At 69.4% G+C, this 18,880-nt stretch carries 18 protein-coding genes; 11 read left to right on the forward strand and 7 right to left on the reverse strand.

Translation table 11 applies throughout. From position 1 onward, the window contains the following. Position 1 precedes the first annotated feature (1 nt). The 3 genes from HFP48_RS26335 to HFP48_RS26345 are packed head-to-tail and all read right to left on the reverse strand — an operon-like array spanning position 2 to position 3,477. Entirely contained in the window at positions 2 to 1,090 is a 1,089-nt protein-coding gene (locus tag HFP48_RS26335; RefSeq protein ID WP_168580363.1) for an acyl-CoA dehydrogenase family protein, read from the reverse strand. After that, entirely contained in the window at positions 1,077 to 1,982 is a 906-nt protein-coding gene (locus tag HFP48_RS26340) for an acyl-CoA dehydrogenase family protein (protein WP_168580364.1), read from the reverse strand. Before HFP48_RS26340 ends, HFP48_RS26335 begins: the two co-directional genes overlap by 14 nt. After that, entirely contained in the window at positions 1,960 to 3,477 is a 1,518-nt protein-coding gene (locus HFP48_RS26345; RefSeq protein ID WP_168580365.1) for an AMP-binding protein, read from the reverse strand. Before HFP48_RS26345 ends, HFP48_RS26340 begins: the two co-directional genes overlap by 23 nt. A gap of 75 nt (positions 3,478 to 3,552) precedes the next feature. Between HFP48_RS26345 and HFP48_RS26350 the strand changes: the two genes are divergently transcribed. From HFP48_RS26350 to HFP48_RS26370, 5 genes are all read left to right on the forward strand, one after another. Further along, positions 3,553 to 4,575 carry a ferredoxin--NADP reductase gene (locus tag HFP48_RS26350; protein ID WP_168580366.1) on the forward strand — a complete coding sequence of 341 codons (1,023 nt, stop codon included), beginning with the start codon at positions 3,553 to 3,555 and terminating at the stop codon, positions 4,573 to 4,575. Between the two features lie 106 nt (positions 4,576 to 4,681). After that, positions 4,682 to 5,938: an ABC transporter permease gene (locus HFP48_RS26355; RefSeq protein ID WP_246872484.1), complete on the forward strand. Its 1,257-nt coding sequence runs from the start codon at positions 4,682 to 4,684 to the stop codon at positions 5,936 to 5,938. Further along, the gene (locus HFP48_RS26360; RefSeq protein WP_168580303.1) at positions 5,935 to 6,840 is read left to right on the forward strand and encodes an ABC transporter permease; all 906 of its coding nucleotides are present in this window, start codon (positions 5,935 to 5,937) and stop codon (positions 6,838 to 6,840) included. Before HFP48_RS26355 ends, HFP48_RS26360 begins: the two co-directional genes overlap by 4 nt. 85 nt (positions 6,841 to 6,925) lie before the next feature. Beyond that, a complete protein-coding gene (locus HFP48_RS26365) occupies positions 6,926 to 7,924 on the forward strand; it encodes an ABC transporter ATP-binding protein (protein ID WP_168580367.1) in 999 nt (332 codons plus the stop codon). A 6-nt stretch (positions 7,925 to 7,930) separates the two neighbouring features. Next, positions 7,931 to 8,959, forward strand: coding sequence for an ABC transporter ATP-binding protein (locus HFP48_RS26370; protein ID WP_168580368.1), 1,029 nt, complete (start codon positions 7,931 to 7,933; stop codon positions 8,957 to 8,959). Positions 8,960 to 9,045: 86 nt separating this feature from the next. Here HFP48_RS26370 and HFP48_RS26375 read toward each other — a convergent pair whose 3' ends face one another. The 4 genes from HFP48_RS26375 to HFP48_RS26390 form a co-directional block, all read right to left on the reverse strand. Next, positions 9,046 to 10,098 carry a CoA transferase gene (locus tag HFP48_RS26375; protein ID WP_168580369.1) on the reverse strand — a complete coding sequence of 351 codons (1,053 nt, stop codon included), beginning with the start codon at positions 10,096 to 10,098 and terminating at the stop codon, positions 9,046 to 9,048. Further along, the gene (locus tag HFP48_RS26380) at positions 10,095 to 11,051 is read right to left on the reverse strand and encodes an LLM class F420-dependent oxidoreductase (RefSeq protein ID WP_168580370.1); all 957 of its coding nucleotides are present in this window, start codon (positions 11,049 to 11,051) and stop codon (positions 10,095 to 10,097) included. Before HFP48_RS26380 ends, HFP48_RS26375 begins: the two co-directional genes overlap by 4 nt. Before the next feature lie 63 nt (positions 11,052 to 11,114). Continuing rightward, positions 11,115 to 11,513, reverse strand: a complete 399-nt coding sequence (locus HFP48_RS26385) for a cobalamin B12-binding domain-containing protein (protein WP_168580371.1) — start codon at positions 11,511 to 11,513, stop codon at positions 11,115 to 11,117. Then, the gene (locus HFP48_RS26390) at positions 11,513 to 13,090 is read right to left on the reverse strand and encodes a methylmalonyl-CoA mutase family protein (protein ID WP_246872485.1); all 1,578 of its coding nucleotides are present in this window, start codon (positions 13,088 to 13,090) and stop codon (positions 11,513 to 11,515) included. The genes HFP48_RS26385 and HFP48_RS26390 overlap by 1 nt, the downstream gene beginning before the upstream one ends. An 84-nt stretch (positions 13,091 to 13,174) precedes the next feature. Between HFP48_RS26390 and HFP48_RS26395 the strand changes: the two genes are divergently transcribed. The 6 genes from HFP48_RS26395 (at position 13,175) to HFP48_RS26420 (ending at position 18,864) form a co-directional block, all read left to right on the forward strand. Beyond that, a complete protein-coding gene (locus HFP48_RS26395) occupies positions 13,175 to 14,005 on the forward strand; it encodes an NAD(P)-dependent oxidoreductase (protein ID WP_168580373.1) in 831 nt (276 codons plus the stop codon). Positions 14,006 to 14,027: 22 nt separating this feature from the next. Then, entirely contained in the window at positions 14,028 to 14,267 is a 240-nt protein-coding gene (locus HFP48_RS26400; RefSeq protein ID WP_168580374.1) for a (2Fe-2S)-binding protein, read from the forward strand. A 225-nt stretch (positions 14,268 to 14,492) separates the two neighbouring features. Continuing rightward, positions 14,493 to 16,055, forward strand: a complete 1,563-nt coding sequence (locus HFP48_RS26405; RefSeq protein ID WP_168580375.1) for a long-chain-fatty-acid--CoA ligase — start codon at positions 14,493 to 14,495, stop codon at positions 16,053 to 16,055. Then, complete coding sequence (locus HFP48_RS26410) at positions 16,052 to 17,110, forward strand: MBL fold metallo-hydrolase (RefSeq protein WP_168580376.1); 1,059 nt, start codon at positions 16,052 to 16,054, stop codon at positions 17,108 to 17,110. Before HFP48_RS26405 ends, HFP48_RS26410 begins: the two co-directional genes overlap by 4 nt. Positions 17,111 to 17,114: 4 nt before the next feature. Continuing rightward, positions 17,115 to 17,990 (forward strand): LysR family transcriptional regulator, encoded by an 876-nt coding sequence (locus HFP48_RS26415; RefSeq protein ID WP_050036093.1) that lies wholly within the window; start codon positions 17,115 to 17,117, stop codon positions 17,988 to 17,990. A 4-nt stretch (positions 17,991 to 17,994) separates the two neighbouring features. Next, positions 17,995 to 18,864: a LysR family transcriptional regulator gene (locus HFP48_RS26420; RefSeq protein ID WP_043799932.1), complete on the forward strand. Its 870-nt coding sequence runs from the start codon at positions 17,995 to 17,997 to the stop codon at positions 18,862 to 18,864. Positions 18,865 to 18,880 lie beyond the last annotated feature (16 nt).

Raw genomic sequence — 18,880 nt, forward strand, 5'->3', positions numbered from 1 at the left:
GTCAGACCCCCAGTCCGAGGATGCGCGAGGCGATGATGTTCTTCTGGATCTGCGACGTGCCGCCCATGACGCTCTGGGCGCGGCTGTACATGTAGGCACCGAGCAACTCGGGGTCGCGGGTGCCACCCACCGCGAGGGCGGCGTGGCCGACCGACTGGTCCACCCATGTCATGAGCAGCTTGTCGAGCGAACCGTCCGACCCGTGCGACATGCCGTCGAGCTGTTCCGACAGTCTGCGCCGCACGTGCAGGCGCAGCATCTCGGTCTGCACCGCCGCCCACGCCAGCTCCTCGGGGGGCGGGCCGTCGACGCGAGAGGCCATCTGCCGGACAAGCTTTCCGTAGCGGGCCGCGAAGCCGAGCGTCGAGGGCTCACGCTCGTGCCCCACCACCGTCATCGCCAATGCCCAGCCCTCGCCCGGCGCACCGACCATGTGATCGGCGGGCACCCGCGCCCCGTCGAACAGGACCTGGCCGAACTCCTTGGTGACGCCGCTGATCATCTTCAGCGGTCGCTGCTCGACGCCGGGCTGCTTCATCGGAACGATGAACGCCGAGATGCCGCGGTGCCGCGGTGCGTCCGGGTCGGTCCGGGCCAGCAGCAGGCACCAGTCGGCGACGTCCGAGTAGCTCGTCCAGATCTTGTGGCCGTGGATGACGTACACGTCGCCGTCTCGGGTCGCAGCGGTCGTGAGCGACGCGAGGTCGGAGCCGGCGCCGGGTTCGCTGAAACCCTGGCACCAGCGCTCGGTTCCGTTGATCATTCCCGGCAGGAAGCGGCGGCGAAGCTCCTCGCTGCCGTGCCGGCCGAGGCCGGTGACCAGGTAACCCAGGCTCGGCCGCGGCGGCGCTCCCGCAATGGCGAGTTCCTCGTCCACGATGACGTCGTAGACCGGCGGTAGATCCTGCCCGCCGTACTCCTCCGGCCACGACAGCCCGAAGAATCCGGCCCCGTAGAGCGCCTGATGCCAGTCACCCTGACGGGCCCAGTACTCGTCGCCCGACGTCGGGTAGTTCCGGGCGTGGTCGGCCAGCCAGTCCTGCAGCTTCTGCCGGAATGCGGCTTCCTCCGGCGAGTCACGAAAGTCCAAGATCGATCTCCTTCAGGCTCACGGGGAACAGTTCGGTGGACGTCAGCGCCCGCCGCAGGTACACATGTGCGAGGCACTCCCAGGTGTTGCCGATACCACCGTGCACCTGGATTGCGGTTTCACAGATGGCGTGAGCGGCGCGCGCACAGTAGATCTTCGCGATCTGCGCGGCCCGCACCGCCGCCGCAGGCGACAGCTCGTCGACAGCCCAGGCCGCGTGCCGCAGTACGCTCACCGCGCCCTCGATCAGTGCCTGATTCTCGGCGAGCATGTGCGCCACGGCTTGGTAGGACCCGATCGTGTTGCCGTACTGTTCACGAACCTTGGCGTAGTCACAGGCGAGCGCCTGGGCGCCCCGGGCCGCGCCGACCAGATCGGCACCTGTGGTGACCAGTGCGAGGGCGTGCCAGCGTTCGGCATGGTCCGGTGACAGCTCGCCCAGGGGTTCGAGGGTGTCGCCGAGTTCCGCAGTGCAGCGGGTGAGATCCGCGCTCGGGAGGGCGGATCCCACATCCCCGACGAGAATCCGGTTGTCGCGCACGGCAACGGCACACCGGAGTCCCCGCGCGTCGACCGCCTCGTCGTCCGGCGCGATCGCCCATGTCAGTTGGTCGTCGGCGACGTGCCTGCGCAGATCGTCGGCGAGGACCGGTCCGAGGAACGGAACGTCGACCAGGCGGCGCCCGAACTCCTCGGCGACGATCGCGACCTCCACACCGGACGCCCCGTCGGACCTGAGGGCACGCCAGCCCGTCGTGTCCACTGCCCTCTCCAGGCGGGTGATCCGTTTGTCGTCCGCGAGGTCCTGAACGGAACCGGGTCCGAGGTCGTCGGCCAGTTTGGCGGCCGCATCGCGCAATTGCTGCTGTTCACTCGTCAGACGGACGTCCATACTGCTCCTTGAGTACTCGGCGCAACACCTTGCCGGAGGGCAGGCGAGGGATTTCGGGCACGAACTCCACGCGGCGCGGCATCTTGTACGACGCCAACCGGCTGCCGACGAGTTCGACGAGTTCCGCAGCAACGGCGGGGCTGTTCGTGGCAGCAACGGCGGTGCCGTTCGTGGCAGCAACGGCGGTGCCGTTCGTGGCAACCGCGGCGACGATCGCCTCGCCGTCGGCCGGATCCGGCACTCCGAACACGGCGCAGTCCGCGACATCGGGGTGGCCGAGCAGCACGCTCTCGATCTCGGCCGGTGCGACCTGGAATCCGCGTACCTTGATCATCTCCTTGGAACGGTCGGTGATCCGGAGCCATCCATCCGGATCGAGGTAGCCGACGTCCCCGGTGCGGTACCACCCGTCGTCGAAGGCGCCGGCGGTCGCCTCGCTCGGCAGGTAACCGGCCATGACGGACGCCGACCGCGCCTGGATCTCGCCGACTCCGTCCGGGCCGAGGGGGTGTCCGTCGTCCAGCGAGACGATCCGGACGGTGACACCGGGGACGGGCCTTCCGACGCTGTCCAGCCGCGCATCGACGAGGGGGTTGCACGCGATGACCGGTAGCTCGCTGGCGCCGTATGCCGGGACCCACGGCACGCCGGTCCGTCGGGTGACGGTCTCGGCGACGCTCGCCGTGACGGGTGTGGCGCCCCACATGATGTAGCGCAGCGACGACAGGTCGTACGCCTCGAGTTCCGGGTGCGAAGCGATGGCCAGGGCGATCGGTGCGACCGCCATCTCGATGGTGACGCGGTCGGCCTCGATGTAGTGGAGCATCCGGTCGATGTCGAAACGGCGGTGCAGCCGCATCCGGGCACCGGACTCGAGGGCTGTCGCGATGTTGAGCAGGCCCAGGATGTGGGCGGGCGGTGTGACGATCTGGATCCGGTCTGCGGACGTCATGCCCAGCGCGTCACGCCAGTGCACGACCGCCGCGGCGAACGACGCGTGCGTGTGCCGGACGGCCTTGGGCCGTCCCGTCGTACCGGAACTGAACACCAGGACGGCGTCCGCCGCGGGGTCGGGTGGTACCCGGGGACCCTGCGCCGGCGTGACGGGCTCGTCCAGGTCCACCGTGGGCAGCAATTCGGCCAGCACCGGCACGTCCCCGACACCGAGAACGGCGGAGGTGACATCCAGAGCGTGTGCGACCTCGTCGTGCTTCCATGCCGGACTGATCAGCACGACGGCGGCGCCCACCTGCCAGATCGCCTGAACGGCCACGACGAACTCGGGACGGTTCGACGACATCAATGCAACCCGGTCACCGCTGCGGACGCCGCGCCGCGCGAGCGTCGCGGCGAGACCGCCGGCCAGCGCCTCGAGCTCGGGGCGGCTGTACTCGCGGTCCTCGAAGACGAGGGCGGCCCCGCCCGCGCCGACGCTGCCGTCGGCGCGGCGCGACGCGGAGGCAGGGGCCCCTCCTCGCGAATCGAAACTGAGCATTGAGAAGATCCCGTCTCCTGAGAGAGAATAGTATTCTCAGTTGGACAGAATCTTACTACCAGGAGGAGTCGGTCGATGTCGAGGCCCCCAGTTTTCCAGCGGGCGACCGTGACCCGCATCGTCAAGGAGACGGCCGACGCGCGCACATACGTGCTCGCCCCGGACGACGGCCCCTTCTCCTACCGCGCCGGTCAGTTCTGCACCTTCAAGGTGGTCGTCGACGGCGTCGACCTCTACCGCTCGTACTCCATGTCGAGCGCACCGGAGACCGACACCGAGCTCATGACCACCGTCAAGCGCGTCCCGGGCGGCAAGGTGTCGAACTGGCTGCTCGACAATGTCGCCGAGGGCGACGAACTCGAGCTGACGCGTCCGGCCGGCACCTTCTGCCTGCAACCCTCCGAGGGACCGATGCTCGGGTTCAGCGGAGGCAGCGGGATCACCCCGATCCTGTCCCTGGCCAAGAGCACCCTGGCCACCACCGACCGCGCCGTCCGGCTGCTGTGCGCCGACCGCGACCGCGCCTCGGCGATCTTCGAATCGGACCTGGCCGAGCTCGTCGGGCTCCACCCGGGACGACTCACCGTCGTCCGGCACCTCGACGACGAGAACGGACGGGTCGACGCCGCCACCGTGCGCAAGTTCATGGGCGACGACGTGGCCGCCGACAGCTACGTGTGCGGCCCGGAGGCCTTCATGGCACTCGTCGAGTCCGCCCTACCGGGACCGGGGCGGGTGTTCGTCGAGCGGTTCGGCACGGCGACCGCCTCCGAGCCGACCGCCTCCGAGCCGGCCGCAGCCGTAGCGGCCACAGCCGTCGACACCGAGGGCACGGTCACGATCATCTTGGGGCGCAAGAAGATTTCCGTACCTCGCCACTCGAACGAAACCCTGCTCGAGAGCGCCCGGCGCGGCGGTCTCACCCCTCCGTTCTCGTGCGAAGCCGGCAACTGCGCCACCTGCATCGCGCAGGTGACCGTGGGCGCTGCGACGATGCGGGTCAACGACGCCCTCACCGACGACGAGGTGGCCGACGGATACGTTCTCACGTGCCAGGCCGTACCCGACACCGCGTCCCTCGAGGTGGTGTACGAGTAACCCCGATCCGCCGCCGTGGGCGCGCCGAGCGGGGCGCCACACCACGAATCACCTCTTCGGCAAGAAGCATTCGCGCTTCGTCCCGCAGCGCATCCGGATCGCCGTCATGACCCCGGGCGACACCGGACGACCACGCACGCCCAGCTACGCCCCCGAATTCATTGCATCACAATCGGATTGGTGCTATCGCGCGACCGACGGCCACGCACATTCGAACCGAGTTGATGTAACCGGGCGTCTCCCCTTGCCATCGAATGCAATTCGTCAATATATTGCCCAGCATAATCTTCGTCACACTCGGTTACGCTCCCGCCGATCGATCGAACGGAGCGCTTCCGTCCCCACCACCCTACGGTTCACGGCCCGAACGTCGGCACCGCCGACTCGGGACCACCGAGGAAGGTTGAGTTGGATGTTTCAGACAGCTGTCCGGCGCCTAGGCCGCGGCGTGGTGGTGGTGTTCCTCGTGACACTCGCCGTCGTAGCGCTGCTGAGCCTCGCCCCGGGCTCGGTGTCGCAGGTGATCCTGGGGGAGAACGCCACTCCGGAAGCCGTGGCACAGATGAACGAAAAGCTCGGGCTCGATGCGCCGCTGTGGTCGCAGTACGCGCAGTGGCTCGGCAACGCCGTCCAGGGCAATCTCGGCACGTCACCGCTGACGGGACAATCCGTCACCGACGCGATCGTCGAACGGTTGCCCGTGACACTGCAGCTCGCGGTCATGGGCTTGGTCATCGCCCTCGTCACTTCCATCGTGATGGGCGTGATCTCGGCGTCCCGGCCGGGCAGCGCGGTCGACCGCGGCCTGAATGCTCTTTCCGCGATCTTTCTTTCGGTCCCCGCCTTCATCGCGGGCCCGGTGCTCATCTTCTTCTTCGCGATCCAGCTGCAGTGGTTCCCGGTGATGGGATGGTCCCGCATCGAGGACGGGCTGTGGGACAACCTGCGCGGAGCCCTGCTGCCGGCGATCTCGATCGCGCTGATCGAGATCGCAGCGTTCCACCGGCTACTGCGGACGGACCTGATCGGCACGCTCCGTGAAGACTTCGTCGCGGCGGCACGCGCGAAGGGGATGTCGTCGAAATACGTGATGTTCCGCCATGCGCTGCGGCCGTCGTCGTTCTCGTTGATCACCCTCGCCGGAATCAACCTCGGACGGTTGATCGGTGGCACCGTGATCGTCGAGACCCTGTTCGGCCTACCCGGATTGGGGCAGTTGATCGCATCCTCGATCACATCGCGCGACGTGATCATGGTGCAGGGCGTCGTGGTGTTCATCGCGGTCGTGTATGTCGCGATCAACACCCTGGTGGACGTCGGATACGGCGTGATCGATCCGCGGGTGAGGAAGGTGGCGGCATGACCGACACGGTGACCCGCACCACCGGCCCGGACCCGACGACACGCACCGCCGCGGCGGGCCGGCTGCCGGCCGTGCCCCGGATCCGGCGCCGACGCCCGGTGCTGGTGTACCTGGCCGCCGCCTGGCTGCTCCTGCTCCTCGGCGCCGCCGCCCTGGCCGACGTGCTCCCGCTCGCCCCCTACGCCACCCCGGTCGGCCCACCCCGCCAACCCCCGCAACCCGGCCCGCTCGACCTGCTGCTCGGCACCGACACCATGGGCCGCTCGATCCTGTCCCGCCTCGTCCACGGCGCCCGCATCTCCCTGCTCGTCGGCACCGTCGCCGGCCTGCTCGGCTTCACCGTCGGCGCGACCCTGGGCCTGCTCGCCGGCTACTTCCGCGGCCGCCTCGACACCGCGATCACCCTGCTCACCGACGCCATGCTCGCCTTCCCCCCGCTGATCCTGCTGCTCGCCCTGGCCTCGGTGCTCACCCCCAGCGCCGGCACCATCGGGCTCGGACTGACCCTGCTGGTGATCCCGTCGTTCACCCGGCTGGCCCGGGCCAACACCCTGGCCTGGTCCTGCCGCGAATTCGTCAAGGCGGCGACGAACATGGGCGCCGGGCACGGCCGGATCCTGACCCGGGAGATCCTGCCCAACCTGATCGCCCCGCTCGCGGCCTACCTGCCGATCGTGATGGCCGCCCTCATCGTCGCCGAGGGCTCGCTCAGCTTCCTCGGCCTGGGCATCCCGCCACCGCAGCCGAGCTGGGGCCAGATGATCAACGACGGCAAGGACGCCCTGGCCACCGACCCGCACCTGGTGTTCGTGCCCGCCACGGTCATCTTCGTCACCGTCTTCGCCCTCAACCTCGTAGGAGACCACCTGCGCACCACCTTCGACCGCACCCTGCACGACTGAACCCACCCCACCGGCCGCCCGTGCGATCACGCGGCGGTGTGGATCACGAGGCAATCGACAGCACGATGGAAAGGGGCCTGCTCGCATGAGCACCCAGCCACTCCTCGAGGTGAAGAACCTCCGCACCTGGATCGGTACGGCGCGCGGAACCGTCCGCGCCGTGGACGACGTGTCCCTGACCCTCGATTCGGGCCAGGCACTGGGCATCGTGGGCGAGTCCGGTTCCGGCAAGTCCGTGATGGCGCGGGCCGTGATGGGACTGATGCCCGCACGGTCCGACTGCTCCGGTGAGGTGATCTTCGAGGGCAGGAATATTCTCACGCTCGGCAAGAAGGAGAAGCTGGAGATCTGGGGCAAGCAGATCGCCATGGTGTTCCAGGATCCCGGCCGATCGCTGAATCCCGTCGTACGGGTCGAGCGGCAGCTCACCGAAGGCATGCGCCGCCATCTGGGGATCAGCCACTCGGAAGCCCACGGGCGGGCGCTCGACCTGTTGACGGAGGTCGGGGTACCCGATCCCGAACGCCGGTTGCGGAATTATCCGCACGAGATGTCCGGCGGTATGCGGCAGCGCGTGATGATCGCGATCGCGCTCGCCTGCGAGCCCGACCTGTTGATCGCCGACGAACCGACGACGGCACTGGACGTGACCATCCAGCGGCAGATCCTCGACCTGCTGCGGCGGACCCAGCGCGAGCGGGGAATGTCGCTCATGCTCATCAGCCACGATCTGGCCGTCGTCGCCGGCCGCACCGACCGGGTCTCGGTCATGTACGCCGGCCGCCTCGCCGAGACAGGTTCGACGCGTGAGGTGTTCGACGAACCCCGACATCGGTACACCGAGGCACTGCTCGCAGCGACACCTACCATCGATCATCCCCGGCATGCTCCGCTGCGGCTGATCGAGGGGTCGCTGCCCGACCCCATCTCTCCCCCCGAGGGCTGCCGCTTCGCCCCGCGGTGTGCGCACGCCGGCGAGGAGTGCCTATCCACCGCTCCCGAACTCGAATCCGTCGGCGCCGACCATGAGGTGGCTTGTCTGCACCCGGTCACAGCTCCGGCGCTGACCCTCTCCGAAAGGTGACAACAGATGGCTGGCAGCGGTTCCGCGCACCTGCGCGGTGACGACGCTCTGCTGAGCGTGCAGGACCTGGTTGTGGAGTATCCGACCGACGCGGGCACCGTACAAGCGGTGTCGAAGATCAGCTTCGACGTCCTTCCCGGTGAAACCCTAGGCATCGTCGGCGAATCCGGCTGCGGCAAGTCCACCACCGGACGAGCCGTCCTGCGGTTGGACCGGATCACCGCGGGGCACATCCGGTTCGGCGCCGAGTGGATCGAGCAGGCCGACGGGAAGCGGATGCGGAAGCTGCGCCGCGAGATGCAGATGATCTTTCAGGACCCGGTGGCGTCGCTCAATCCCCGCCGCTCGGTGAAGGACATCGTGGTCGAGGGACTCGCCGTCACAAATGTCCCGAAGGAGGAGCGGGCCACTACGTCGGCGTCGGTCCTCGAGCAGGTCGGCTTGTCGGGCCCGCGCTTCGCCGACGTGCTGCCGCGCCAGTTGTCGGGTGGGCAGGCACAGCGCGTCGCGATCGCCCGCGCTCTCGCGTTGAATCCGCGCCTGCTGATCTGTGACGAACCGGTCTCCGCACTCGACGTCTCGGTCCAGGCCCAGATCCTCAACCTGATCGAGGACCTCAAGTCGGAGTTCGATCTGACCGTCGTGTTCATCGCACACGACCTCGGTGTGGTCCGGACCGTGAGCGACAACGTCATGATCATGTACCTGGGGAAGGTGTGCGAGTTCGGCGACGCGATCGAGGTGTACGGCAATCCGGCTCACCCCTACACGCGGGCCCTGCTCGACTCGGTTCCGCTCACCGATCCCGAGAAGGGTTTCGCCGGACCGGCGCTCGAAGGCGACGTGCCCTCACCGCTCGCACCCCCGAGCGGATGCCGGTTCCGTACCCGCTGCCCGCGCGCGCAGGAGCGGTGCGCGGCCCAGGAACCCGAGATGCGGGAGATCGCATCCGGCCAGTTTGTCGCATGCCACTTCCCGCTCGTCGGGGAACCGGCGGGCACCGACGTCGCCGACCGGGCGCCCGTACTGGTGTAGAACCAACCAGCGAGAGAACGCCCACCCCGAACCTTCTCGGGGTGGGCGTTCTCGTATCGTTCCGCAGGCTCGGTCGGGTGCCGGGCTCACCGGTGGGCGACGACACCGCCGTGTTCGCCGAGCCGCGGCGGCGACCCGTACTCCGGCACGTAACCGGCGACCTTGACCGGGCTGCCGATCAGCCGGAAGTCACCCGCAGTCACGACGGCCTCGGGTGTGGCGGCGAGCGCGTCCGGCAGGGGCCGCACGGCTGCCGCCGGGACCCCGAGGGGACGGAGCCGGAACTCCCACCCGGTGGCGGTGTCCGCGGCGAGCGCGGCCGTGACGACGGCGAGCACCTCGTCCCGGCGCCGGGCCCGTTCCGCCATCGTCGCGAATCCTTCGATGCCGGCCTCCGCGGCGAAGGACCGCCAGAATCCGTCGTGTGTGACGAACAGCGCGAGGTATCCCTCGGAGGTGGGAAAGAGTTGGGCGGGAACGTAGAACGGGTGCGCGCCGAACGGGAGCCGCCGCGGTTCGGTGCCCTCGTTGAGGTAGGCGGACGCGCGATAGTTCAACTGCGAGAGCATGACGTCGCGCAGCGACACCTCCACCTGGCCGCCGCAGCCCGACACGATCTGTGCGAGCAGACCGAGCGCAGCGGTCAGCCCGGCCGAGTTGTCGGCCGCGGAGTAGCCCGGCAGAGTCGGGGGGCCGTCCGGATCACCGGTCAGCGCGGCCACCCCCGTGACTGCCTGGATCACGTAGTCGAAGGCCGGATCGTCGCCTGCGTCGAGCCCGTAGCCGGTCAGTGCGACGCAGACGATCTTCTCGTTCCACCGGCGCAGCGCGTCGTAGGTCAGCCCGTACCGGCGGATCGCCGAGGGTTTCAGGTTGACGAGCAGGGCGTGTGCGCCGGTCGCGAGTTCGCCGAGGCGCTGCTGCCCCTCCTCGGTGGTCAGGTCGACGCAGATGCTCAGCTTGCCGCGGTTGAGGCTCGCGAAGTACGCATCGCCGACCTGCCGGGAGAGATCTCCCGTGGGCGGCTCGAGCTTGATCACCTCGGCGCCGAGGTCGGCGAGCATCATGGTCGCGTAGGGGCCGGCGAGGATGTGGCCGACCTCGAGGATGCGGATGCCGGCGAGCGGACCGCCCGTCATCGCAGTTCCCTGACGAGTTCCGCCACCACTTCCCGCGTGCGGTACTTCGAGGCGACCAGTTCGTCGCGGGTGTCCCCGATCGGCAGCAGGCGCATCGACAGGTCGGTGGCACCTGCGTCCCGGTAGCGGCGGAACCCGGCGAGGAGGGCATCCTCGTCGCCGGCGATGCACAGATCGCCCACGTCGCGGGCCTCGCCCTGCTCGAGCAGCTTCTGATAGTTGGGCGAGTACTCGGCCTCGGCGAGGATCCGGTTGGCCCGTTCGCGGGCCGTGTCGACCTCCGACGGCCGGCACAGGCACACCGGCACACCGGCGACGACGCGGGGCCCGGGCCGCCCCGCGTTGGCGGCGGCCTTGGTGATGCGTGGGACGACGTGGTCGGCGACGGCCCGGTCGTCTGCCATCCACAGCACGGTGCCGTCGGCGTGTTCACCCGCGATCCTCAGCATCACCGGGCCGAGCGCCGCGACGAGCACCGGCATCGGAGCGACCGGCGCGAGATCGAACGGATTGTGCACGGTGAAGGTCTCGTTGTCGACGTCGACCGAGCCGGTGGCCGCCAGGGCGGCGCCGAGGACCTCGAGATAGTCACGGGTGTAGCCGGCCGGCTTCTCGTAGTGCAGGCCGAGCATGTCCTGCACGATCCAGTGGTGCGAGGGCCCGACGCCGAGCGAGAGCCGGCCGCCGATCGCCGCGTGCACCGACAGCGCCTGGCGGGCAAGCGCGATCGGGTGCTGCGCCTGCAGCGGCACCACGGCGGTCCCGATCTCGATCCTGCTCGTGCGGGTGCCCATCATCGCCACCGCCGTCAGGGCATCGAAGTCGTTGGGCACCTGAGGAACCCACACGGAGTCCAGACCCGCGGCCTCGGCCCACTCCGCGTCGGCCAGCATCCGGGACACCTTGCGTGCCGAGTCTCCACGCTCCGGCCCGCTCATCACTCCGATCCGCACATTTCCTCCAGGTTCTTCGAAATCGGTTCTGTCGCCATGGGCTCGGTCGTCGAGCCGGGCGGATCACGACCCAGCGGCGTCGGTCAGCTTGCGCACCTCGGTCACCAGCACGTCGAGCGGCGTTCCGGTCGGGAAGACCGCTGCCGCTCCCGCATCCAGCAGCTTGGGTACGTCGGTCTGCGGAATCGTGCCACCGACGATCACGGCGATGTCCTCGGCGTCGGCGGCACGCAGCGCCTCCACGACCCGGGTGGTGAGCGCGAGGTGCGCACCCGAGAGGATGCTCAAGCCGACGACGGTGACATCCTCCTGCAGGGCGATCGAGACGATGTCCTCGACCCGCTGGCGGATGCCGGTGTAGACCACCTCGAAGCCGGCGTCGCGGAGCGCGCGGGCGACGATCTTCGCGCCACGGTCGTGGCCGTCGAGTCCGGGCTTGGCGACAAGTACACGTGCGGTCATTAGAACACCACCGGCTGCTGGAACTCGCCCCACACGGCCTTCAGTGCGGAGACCATCTCGCCGACGGTGCAGTAGGCGTTGGCGCAGTCGATCAGGTGATGCATGAGATTGTCGGTTCCTTCCGCGGCGCGGGACAGGGCGGCGAGCGTGTCGCGAACCGCCTGCGGGTCTCGTTCTGCTTTCACTTTGGCGAGCCGCTTCAGTTGCAGCTCGCGGCCTTCGGCGTCGAGTTCGTATGTCGAGATCTCCGGTGGCGGCTCGTTCGAGACGAACTTGTTGACGCCGACGACAGTCCGATTGCCGGCTTCGACGTCCTGGTGCAGCTTGTACGCCTCGTCCGCGATGAGGCCCTGCAGGTAACCGTCCTCGATCGCGCGGACCATGCCGCCGTGGTTCTCGAGGTCGGCCATGATCTCGACGATGCGTTCCTCGGTGGCGTCGGTGAGCGCCTCGACGAAGTAGGAGCCGCCGAGCGGGTCGGCGACCCGGGTCACGCCGGTCTCGTAGGCGAGGATCTGCTGCGTCCGCAGTGCCAGGGTCGCCGATTCCTCGCTGGGGAGGGCGAACGGCTCGTCCCACGCGGCGGTGAACATCGACTGCACACCGCCGAGCACCGAGGCCATCGACTCGTAGGCGACGCGGACCAGGTTGTTCTGGGCCTGGGGCGCGTAGAGGGAGGCACCGCCGGCGACGCAGCCGAAGCGGAACATCGACGCCTTGTCGGTCTTCGCCCCGTAACGCTCGCGCACGATGGTCGCCCAACGCCGCCGCCCGGCACGGTATTTCGCGATCTCCTCGAAGAAGTCGCCGTGGGTGTAAAAGAAGAACGAGATCTGCGGCGCGAACTCGTCGATCGTCATCCGCCCGCGCTCGACCACCGTGTCGCAGTAGGTGACCCCGTCCGCGAGGGTGAACGACATCTCCTGTACCGCGTTGGCCCCGGCATCGCGAAAATGCGCGCCGGCGACCGAGATCGCGTTGAAGCGCGGAACTTCGGCCGCACAGAACTCGATGGTGTCGGCGATCAGCCGCAGCGACGGTTCGGGCGGCCAGATCCACGTGCCGCGGGACGCGTACTCCTTGAGGATGTCGTTCTGGATCGTGCCCGTGAGCTTCTCGCGCGGCACGCCCTTGCGCTCGGCCGCGGCCACGTAGAACGCCAGCAGGATCGCCGCCGTTCCGTTGATGGTGAAGCTGGTACTGATCCGGTCGAGTGGCATGCCGTCGAACAGGACTTCGGCGTCGGCGAGGGTGTCGACGGCGACACCGACCCGGCCGACCTCCTCGCTCACCTCCGGATCGTCGGAGTCGTAGCCACACTGGGTGGGCAGGTCCAGCGCGACGGACAGCCCGGTGCCGCCCTGATCGAGCAGGTAGCGGTAGCGGCGGTTGGACTCCTCGGCGGTACCGAATCCGGAGTATTGCCGGAACGTCCACAGCCGGCCGCGATAGCCGGACGCGAAGTTTCCGCGGGTGAAGGGAAAGGCTCCCGGGGCCGGCGGTTCGGCACCCCGGTCGGCCGGCCCGTAGACCGGCTCCAGCGGGATGCCCGACGAGGTCTCAACGAAGTCGCTCACGATGAATACGATACTTGCAGAAAATGAGAATGCCAATATCATCAGTGAGAACGATGTGATGTGCCAGCGACCGCAGGGAGAGAGATGTCGAGCCAGCAGAATGCACTCAGCGACCGCACCATGGTCGTGTCCGGCGCCAGTCGCGGGATCGGGCTCGCGATCGCAGTGGCCGCGGCGCGGCAGGGCGCGAACGTGGTCCTGCTGGCCAAGACGGCCGAGCCGCACCCGAGACTGCGGGGCACGGTGCACACCGCGGTTGCCGAGATCGAGGCCGCCGGCGGCAAGGCCGTCGCCGTCGTCGGCGACGTGCGCCGCGAGGAGGACGTGCAGCGCGCCGCCGACACCGCGGTCGAGCACTTCGGCAGGATCGACATCTGCGTGAACAACGCCAGCGCCATCGCCCTCGAGCCCACCGAGAACCTGCCGGTCAAGAAGTACGACCTGATGCAGGAGATCAACTGCCGGGGCACCTTCCTGCTCACCAAGACCTGCCTGCCGCACCTGCGGGAGTCGCCGAACCCGCACGTGCTCACGGTCTCGCCGCCGGTCAACTTGAATCCCCACTGGCTCGGGGTGCATCCGGCGTACACCCTGTCGAAGTACGGAATGACGCTGCTGTCACTGGGTTTCGCTGCCGAGTTCGCCGAGGCGGGCGTCGCCGTGAACTGCCTGTGGCCGCAGACCTACATCGCGACCTCCGCCGTCGCGAACATGCAGGACGGCGAACGCCTGCTCTCCTCGTCGCGCAGCCCGGAGATCATGGCCGACGCCGCAGTCGAGATCCTGTCCCGGCCCGCGAAGCAGACCAGCGGGAACTGCTACATCGACGCCGACGTGCTCACCGAGGCCGGTGTCACCGACCTCGGCCGCTACGGCGGCGGCTCGAACCCCACGTTGGATCTGTTCCTCGACTGAGGACTCCACCAAGCGAGGCGAAATGTACGTCTGCCTGTGTTTCGCAATCACACAACGCGTCGTCGCCGAGATCGTGGCCCGAGGCGCCCGGTCTTCGAAGGAGGTGGCGAACGCCTGTGGGGCAGGCTCGGACTGTGGCCGGTGCCGGCGCACGGTGCGGGCCATCATCGCCGCATCCGGGGACGGCGACGCGCCGCGGGTGGAGGAACACGGGCGACACCCGATTCCGAGCCGACGCCCCGTCGACGCGACGCCCGCCTAGGCACGAGGGACGCCCACATCCGCGGTGCTCCTCGCGCGCGTCCGTACCCGCGCAGTAAGCACGTTCGGCGCGCAAGGACAGTCGCGCGCCGCCGGTCCCGACATAGGCACTCGCTATCGGTCGCTGTGGATCTTGGACTTTGTTCCGCCGAGGCGCTGGTGATCGACTGATCGGGCACGGCGGCCCGACATCGAGGCGCTCGCCGAACGGAACGAGGAGTGGGATGTGAGCGGTCTGCACCTTCCGCAGCGGGTCCGGCAGCACGCGGCGGAACGGCCGGACGCACTAGCACTGACCTGCGGCGACACCACCGTCACCTTCGCCGAACTCGATCGGCGCACCAATCGGCTCGCGACCGCCCTGAGCGGTCTGGCCCGCCGCGGCGGTCGGATCGGAGCGCTCCTGCGCATGCGGCTCGAGGCCGCCGAGACGTTCGTCGCCTGCGGGAAAGCGGGGCTGGTGTTCGTCCCCCTGAACTGGCGGCTCACCCCGGCGGAAGCCGCCCGCATCGCCGAGGACGCGGAACTCGACGTGCTCGTCGTCGAATCCGGGTTCGCAGCGGCAGCCGAGGCGATCCGTGCCGCACTGCCCGGCCTGCCCGTCGTCCTCGTCGACACCGATCCCGGCGACGACCTGCTGCCCGGGGCGTGGACGTGGGAACGGCTCACCGCCACCGGCGCCGACACCGATCCCGGCCGCGGCGACGACCCCGACACGACGCTGCTGCAGCTGTACACCTCCGGCACCACCGGCACGCCGAAGGGGGTGCTCATCACCCACCGCAACCTCCACAACGACGAGGAGGGACAGCGCATCTACCACTGGCGGCCCGACTCGGTGGCGCTGAACGCGATGCCGCTGTTCCACATCGCCGGGGCCGGATGGCTGAGCACCTGCCTGTCCGCCGGTGTGCACGCCGTCCTGCTCGGCGAGTTCCAGCCACGCACCGTCGCGTCGCTCGTCGAACGCCATCGCATCACCCATGCGTTCCTGGTGCCCGCGACCGTCCAGATGCTGCTCGACCTGCCCGGCCTGGACACGTTCGACCTGTCGAGCCTGCAGTTGATCTTCTACGGCGCCTCCCCCGTCACGCCGTCGATGCTGCGCCGAGCCGTGCACACCCTCGGATGCGGATTCGTCCAGCGCTACGGGATGACGGAGACGAGCGGCTCCGTCACCGCGCTGCGCGTCGAGGACCACGACCCGACCGGTCCCCGCTCCTACCTGCTGCGCTCGGCGGGCCGCCCCATGCCCGGTGTGGAGATCGCCATCCGCGACGTGGCGACCGGGGAGGACCTGCCGGTGGGAGGGTCCGGCGAGATCGTGTGCCGCTCCCGCCACAACACGTCCGGCTACTGGCGGCGCCCGGAGGAGACCGCGGCGCTGTTCACCCACGACGGATTCCTGCGCACCGGCGACGCCGGCCACCTCGACGAGGACGGCTACCTGTTCGTCACCGACCGGGTGAAGGACATGATCATCACCGGCGGGGAGAACGTCTACCCGATCGAGGTGGAGTCGGTGCTCGCCGAGCATCCCGCCGTCGCCGAGGTCGCCGTGGTCGGGGTCCCCGACCGCAAGTGGGGCGAGGCCGTCACCGCCGTCGTGCGGGTGGCCGACGGTGCCGCCGTGCCGGACGAGAGCGAACTGGTCGCGTTCACCACCAGCCGGCTCGCCTCCTACAAGAAGCCGCAGCGCATCCACTTCGTGAGCGAGCTGCCGCGCAACGCCAGCGGCAAGATCCTCAAGCGCACGTTGCGCGACACCCTCGCGGAGGAGGTGTCGTGACCGCGGTCGAGGTCGTCGGCGTCGTGCAGCAGGAGGCGTGGCGGCGCGGCGAGCTGCCACCGGTCGAGCAGGTCCGGCCCGGGCTGTGGTCGATTCCCGTGCCCATGCCGAAGAACCCGCTGCGCTACGTGCTGGTCTACGCGCTGGCCCTGCCCGACGGCCTGGCCCTGATCGACGTCGGCTGGGACTCGGAACAGTCGTGGCAGGCCCTGGTCGACGGAATCCGGCAGACCGGGCACGACATCACCGAGGTCCGGTTCGCGGCGATCACGCACCTGCACCCGGACCACTTCGGCCTGGCGCCGCGGCTGCGCGAGGTCAGCGGTGCCGCACTGGCGATGCACGCCGCCGACGCGGCGCTGCTCGGCCACCACACCGCCACGGATCGGGAAGGGTTCACCGCGGCCTGGGCCCGGCAGCTGGCCCGGCTCGGAGCCCCCGAAGAGGTCCGATCGGGCGAGGTCATGGAACTGGTCCGGTTCGGGCCGCGCGAGTCGCTCGACGTCGTGCTCGACGACGGCACCCCCCTGGATCTGCCGGGCTGGGACCTGCACGCCGTGTGGACGCCCGGCCACACCCCCGGCCACCTGTGCTTCGTCGATCGCACCCACGAGCTGGTGTTCAGCGGCGACCACATGCTCCCCCGCATCAGTCCCAACATCTCCACCGTCCCGGGCGAACTGCCGAATCCGTTGCACCGCTACCTGCTGTCGCTGCACGCCACCACGAGCCTGCCCGACGGCGAGGTCTTCCCCGCCCACGAATACCGCTTCCGCGGGGTCGCTTCCCGCGCGCAGGCGCTGCTCGGCCACCACGAGGAACGTCTGGCCGAGATCGCCGAGGCCGTGTCCCGGCATCCCGGTTCCACGGCGTGGGAGGTCGCCACGCGGATCTCGTGGTCCCGTCCGTTCGAGACGATGTCGCCGCGTCTGTGCCGGCTCGCGGTGCGGGAGACCGACGCCCACCTGTTGGTTCTCGCCGACCGGGACGTGGTCACCGGGTGCGGTACCGACCCGGACCGCTGGATGCCGGCAACCGCCGTCCCCGTACGATGAGCCGGTGGACCTTCACCTCATCACCTATTTCGTCGCGGTCGTCGACCGGGGTGGGATCACGAAGGCCGCCCAGTCCCTCTACATTTCGCAGCCGTCGCTGTCGCAGGCCATCCGCACACTCGAACGTCGGCTCGGCACAACCCTGTTCGACCGGACCGGGCGCCGGCTCACGCTCACCGAGGACGGCCGCCGGCTCGACGTAGCGGCGCGCCGCATCCTCGCCGACGTCGAACGGGCGAAGGCGAAGGTCGCCGCGGTACGCGAACTCGCCTCGGGCCGCGTCGACGTGGTGACGTACTCGTCGTTCTCGTTCGACCCGATGATCGAGCTCGCCCGCCGCTTCCGTGACCGCTACCCGCACATCCTGGTGCGGATCGTCGACACGGACGGTCCCGCCGGGGTGCACACCGCGCTGCGCCGCGGCGAGGCGGAGATCGGCGTGACCGACCTGTCGGTCGAGCACGCGGGCATGATCACCGTGCCGCTGTTCGAGCAGGAACTCGTGCTCGCCCTCCACCACGACCTCGCGGCCGACCTGCCGGACCCGATCCCGCGCACCCGTGTGCGGGACGTACCCCTCGTCGTCGATCTCGGCGACCGGACCAACGCCGCGAAGGCGGGCGGGCTGCTCGCCGAGAACGCCGCCAATGTCGTCGTCGACTGCGCCCACCCGGCGGCGACGTGGGGACTGGTGTGCCTGGGCACCGGCGCAACGGTGGTGCCCAGGCCGGTTGCCGAACAGCAGATGCCCACGGTGACGGTGCGGCCGCTGGAGCCGCCACTGACCCGGCCCGTCGGACTCGTGCTGCGGGCGGGCGAGCCGTCGCCGGCCGCGGCGGCGTTCCTCGACGTCGCCTCGACACTGCGGCAGGGAGTGTAGGACTGTGGATTTCCGGCAGGTGGAGTACTTCCTCGCGGTCGTCGAGAACAACGGCATCAACGGGGCCGCGACCGCGCTCGGCGTCGCGCAACCGACGGTGTCGCAGGCCCTGCGCAGCCTCGAACGCGAGCTCGGCGTCGAGCTGTTCCACCGCATCGGTCGCGGCATGGTTCTCACCGCGGCGGGCCGCAGCCTCATCGGCCCGAGCCGGCAGATCCTGCGTGACGTGACCGCGGTCGAGGAGCTGCTCGCCACGTCGGACGGCGCGGTGGCGGGCCGGCTCGACATCATGGCCTTCCCGGCACTGTCCGCCGGCCCGCTGGTGGAGCTGATCGCGCGGTTCCGCCGCGAATATCCCAAGGTCGCGGTGCGGTTCTCGGCCCTGCAGGACGAGGAGCTGGTCGCGTCGCTGATCCGCGACGGTCACTGCGAGTTCGTCGTCGCGCACCTGCCGCTCGAGGGCGGCGACGGACTCGAGGTGATCGAGCTGGGCGAGCAGGAGTGGTGGCTGGCGTATCCGCCGGGATCCGAGCTGCCGGAGGGCCCGATCCACCTGTCCGAGCTGCCGGACATCCCCATGGTGTTCGCGCCGACCGGTGGGTCGATGGTCGATGCGGTGGAGTCGGCGCTGCGCGCGGCCGGTGCCCGTCCGGAGATCTCCGTCCTGGTCGGCCAGCGCGAAGTCCGGCTGCCGATGGTGGCAGCCGGACTCGGCGGGTCGATCGTGGATCGGGTGCCGGCGGAGGCCGCCGGGGACCGGCTCGTGGTGCGCGCCTGCGAGCCGCGGCTGGTGGGCACGTACGGGCTCGCGTTCGATCCGGCGACCCTGTCTGCGGTGGGTCAGGCGTTCGTCGACCTGGTACGGCGGCGCTGACGCGCCATGGCGCTGC

It is taken from the genome of Rhodococcus sp. DMU1, assembly GCF_012272955.1.
GTDB classification, from domain to species: domain Bacteria; phylum Actinomycetota; class Actinomycetes; order Mycobacteriales; family Mycobacteriaceae; genus Rhodococcus; species Rhodococcus aetherivorans.

What these genes read in the sequence shown, in the direction of transcription:
- HFP48_RS26340 (WP_168580364.1), bottom strand. Translation starts at nt 1,982, where the DNA reads ATGGACGTCCGTCTGACGAGTGAACAGCAGCAATTGCGCGATGCGGCC.
- HFP48_RS26345 (WP_168580365.1), bottom strand. Translation starts at nt 3,477, where the DNA reads ATGCTCAGTTTCGATTCGCGAGGAGGGGCCCCTGCCTCCGCGTCGCGC.
- HFP48_RS26350 (WP_168580366.1), top strand. Translation starts at nt 3,553, where the DNA reads ATGTCGAGGCCCCCAGTTTTCCAGCGGGCGACCGTGACCCGCATCGTC.
- HFP48_RS26355 (WP_246872484.1), top strand. Translation starts at nt 4,682, where the DNA reads ATGACCCCGGGCGACACCGGACGACCACGCACGCCCAGCTACGCCCCC.
- HFP48_RS26360 (WP_168580303.1), top strand. Translation starts at nt 5,935, where the DNA reads ATGACCGACACGGTGACCCGCACCACCGGCCCGGACCCGACGACACGC.
- HFP48_RS26365 (WP_168580367.1), top strand. Translation starts at nt 6,926, where the DNA reads ATGAGCACCCAGCCACTCCTCGAGGTGAAGAACCTCCGCACCTGGATC.
- HFP48_RS26370 (WP_168580368.1), top strand. Translation starts at nt 7,931, where the DNA reads ATGGCTGGCAGCGGTTCCGCGCACCTGCGCGGTGACGACGCTCTGCTG.
- HFP48_RS26375 (WP_168580369.1), bottom strand. Translation starts at nt 10,098, where the DNA reads ATGACGGGCGGTCCGCTCGCCGGCATCCGCATCCTCGAGGTCGGCCAC.
- HFP48_RS26385 (WP_168580371.1), bottom strand. Translation starts at nt 11,513, where the DNA reads ATGACCGCACGTGTACTTGTCGCCAAGCCCGGACTCGACGGCCACGAC.
- HFP48_RS26395 (WP_168580373.1), top strand. Translation starts at nt 13,175, where the DNA reads ATGTCGAGCCAGCAGAATGCACTCAGCGACCGCACCATGGTCGTGTCC.
- HFP48_RS26400 (WP_168580374.1), top strand. Translation starts at nt 14,028, where the DNA reads ATGTACGTCTGCCTGTGTTTCGCAATCACACAACGCGTCGTCGCCGAG.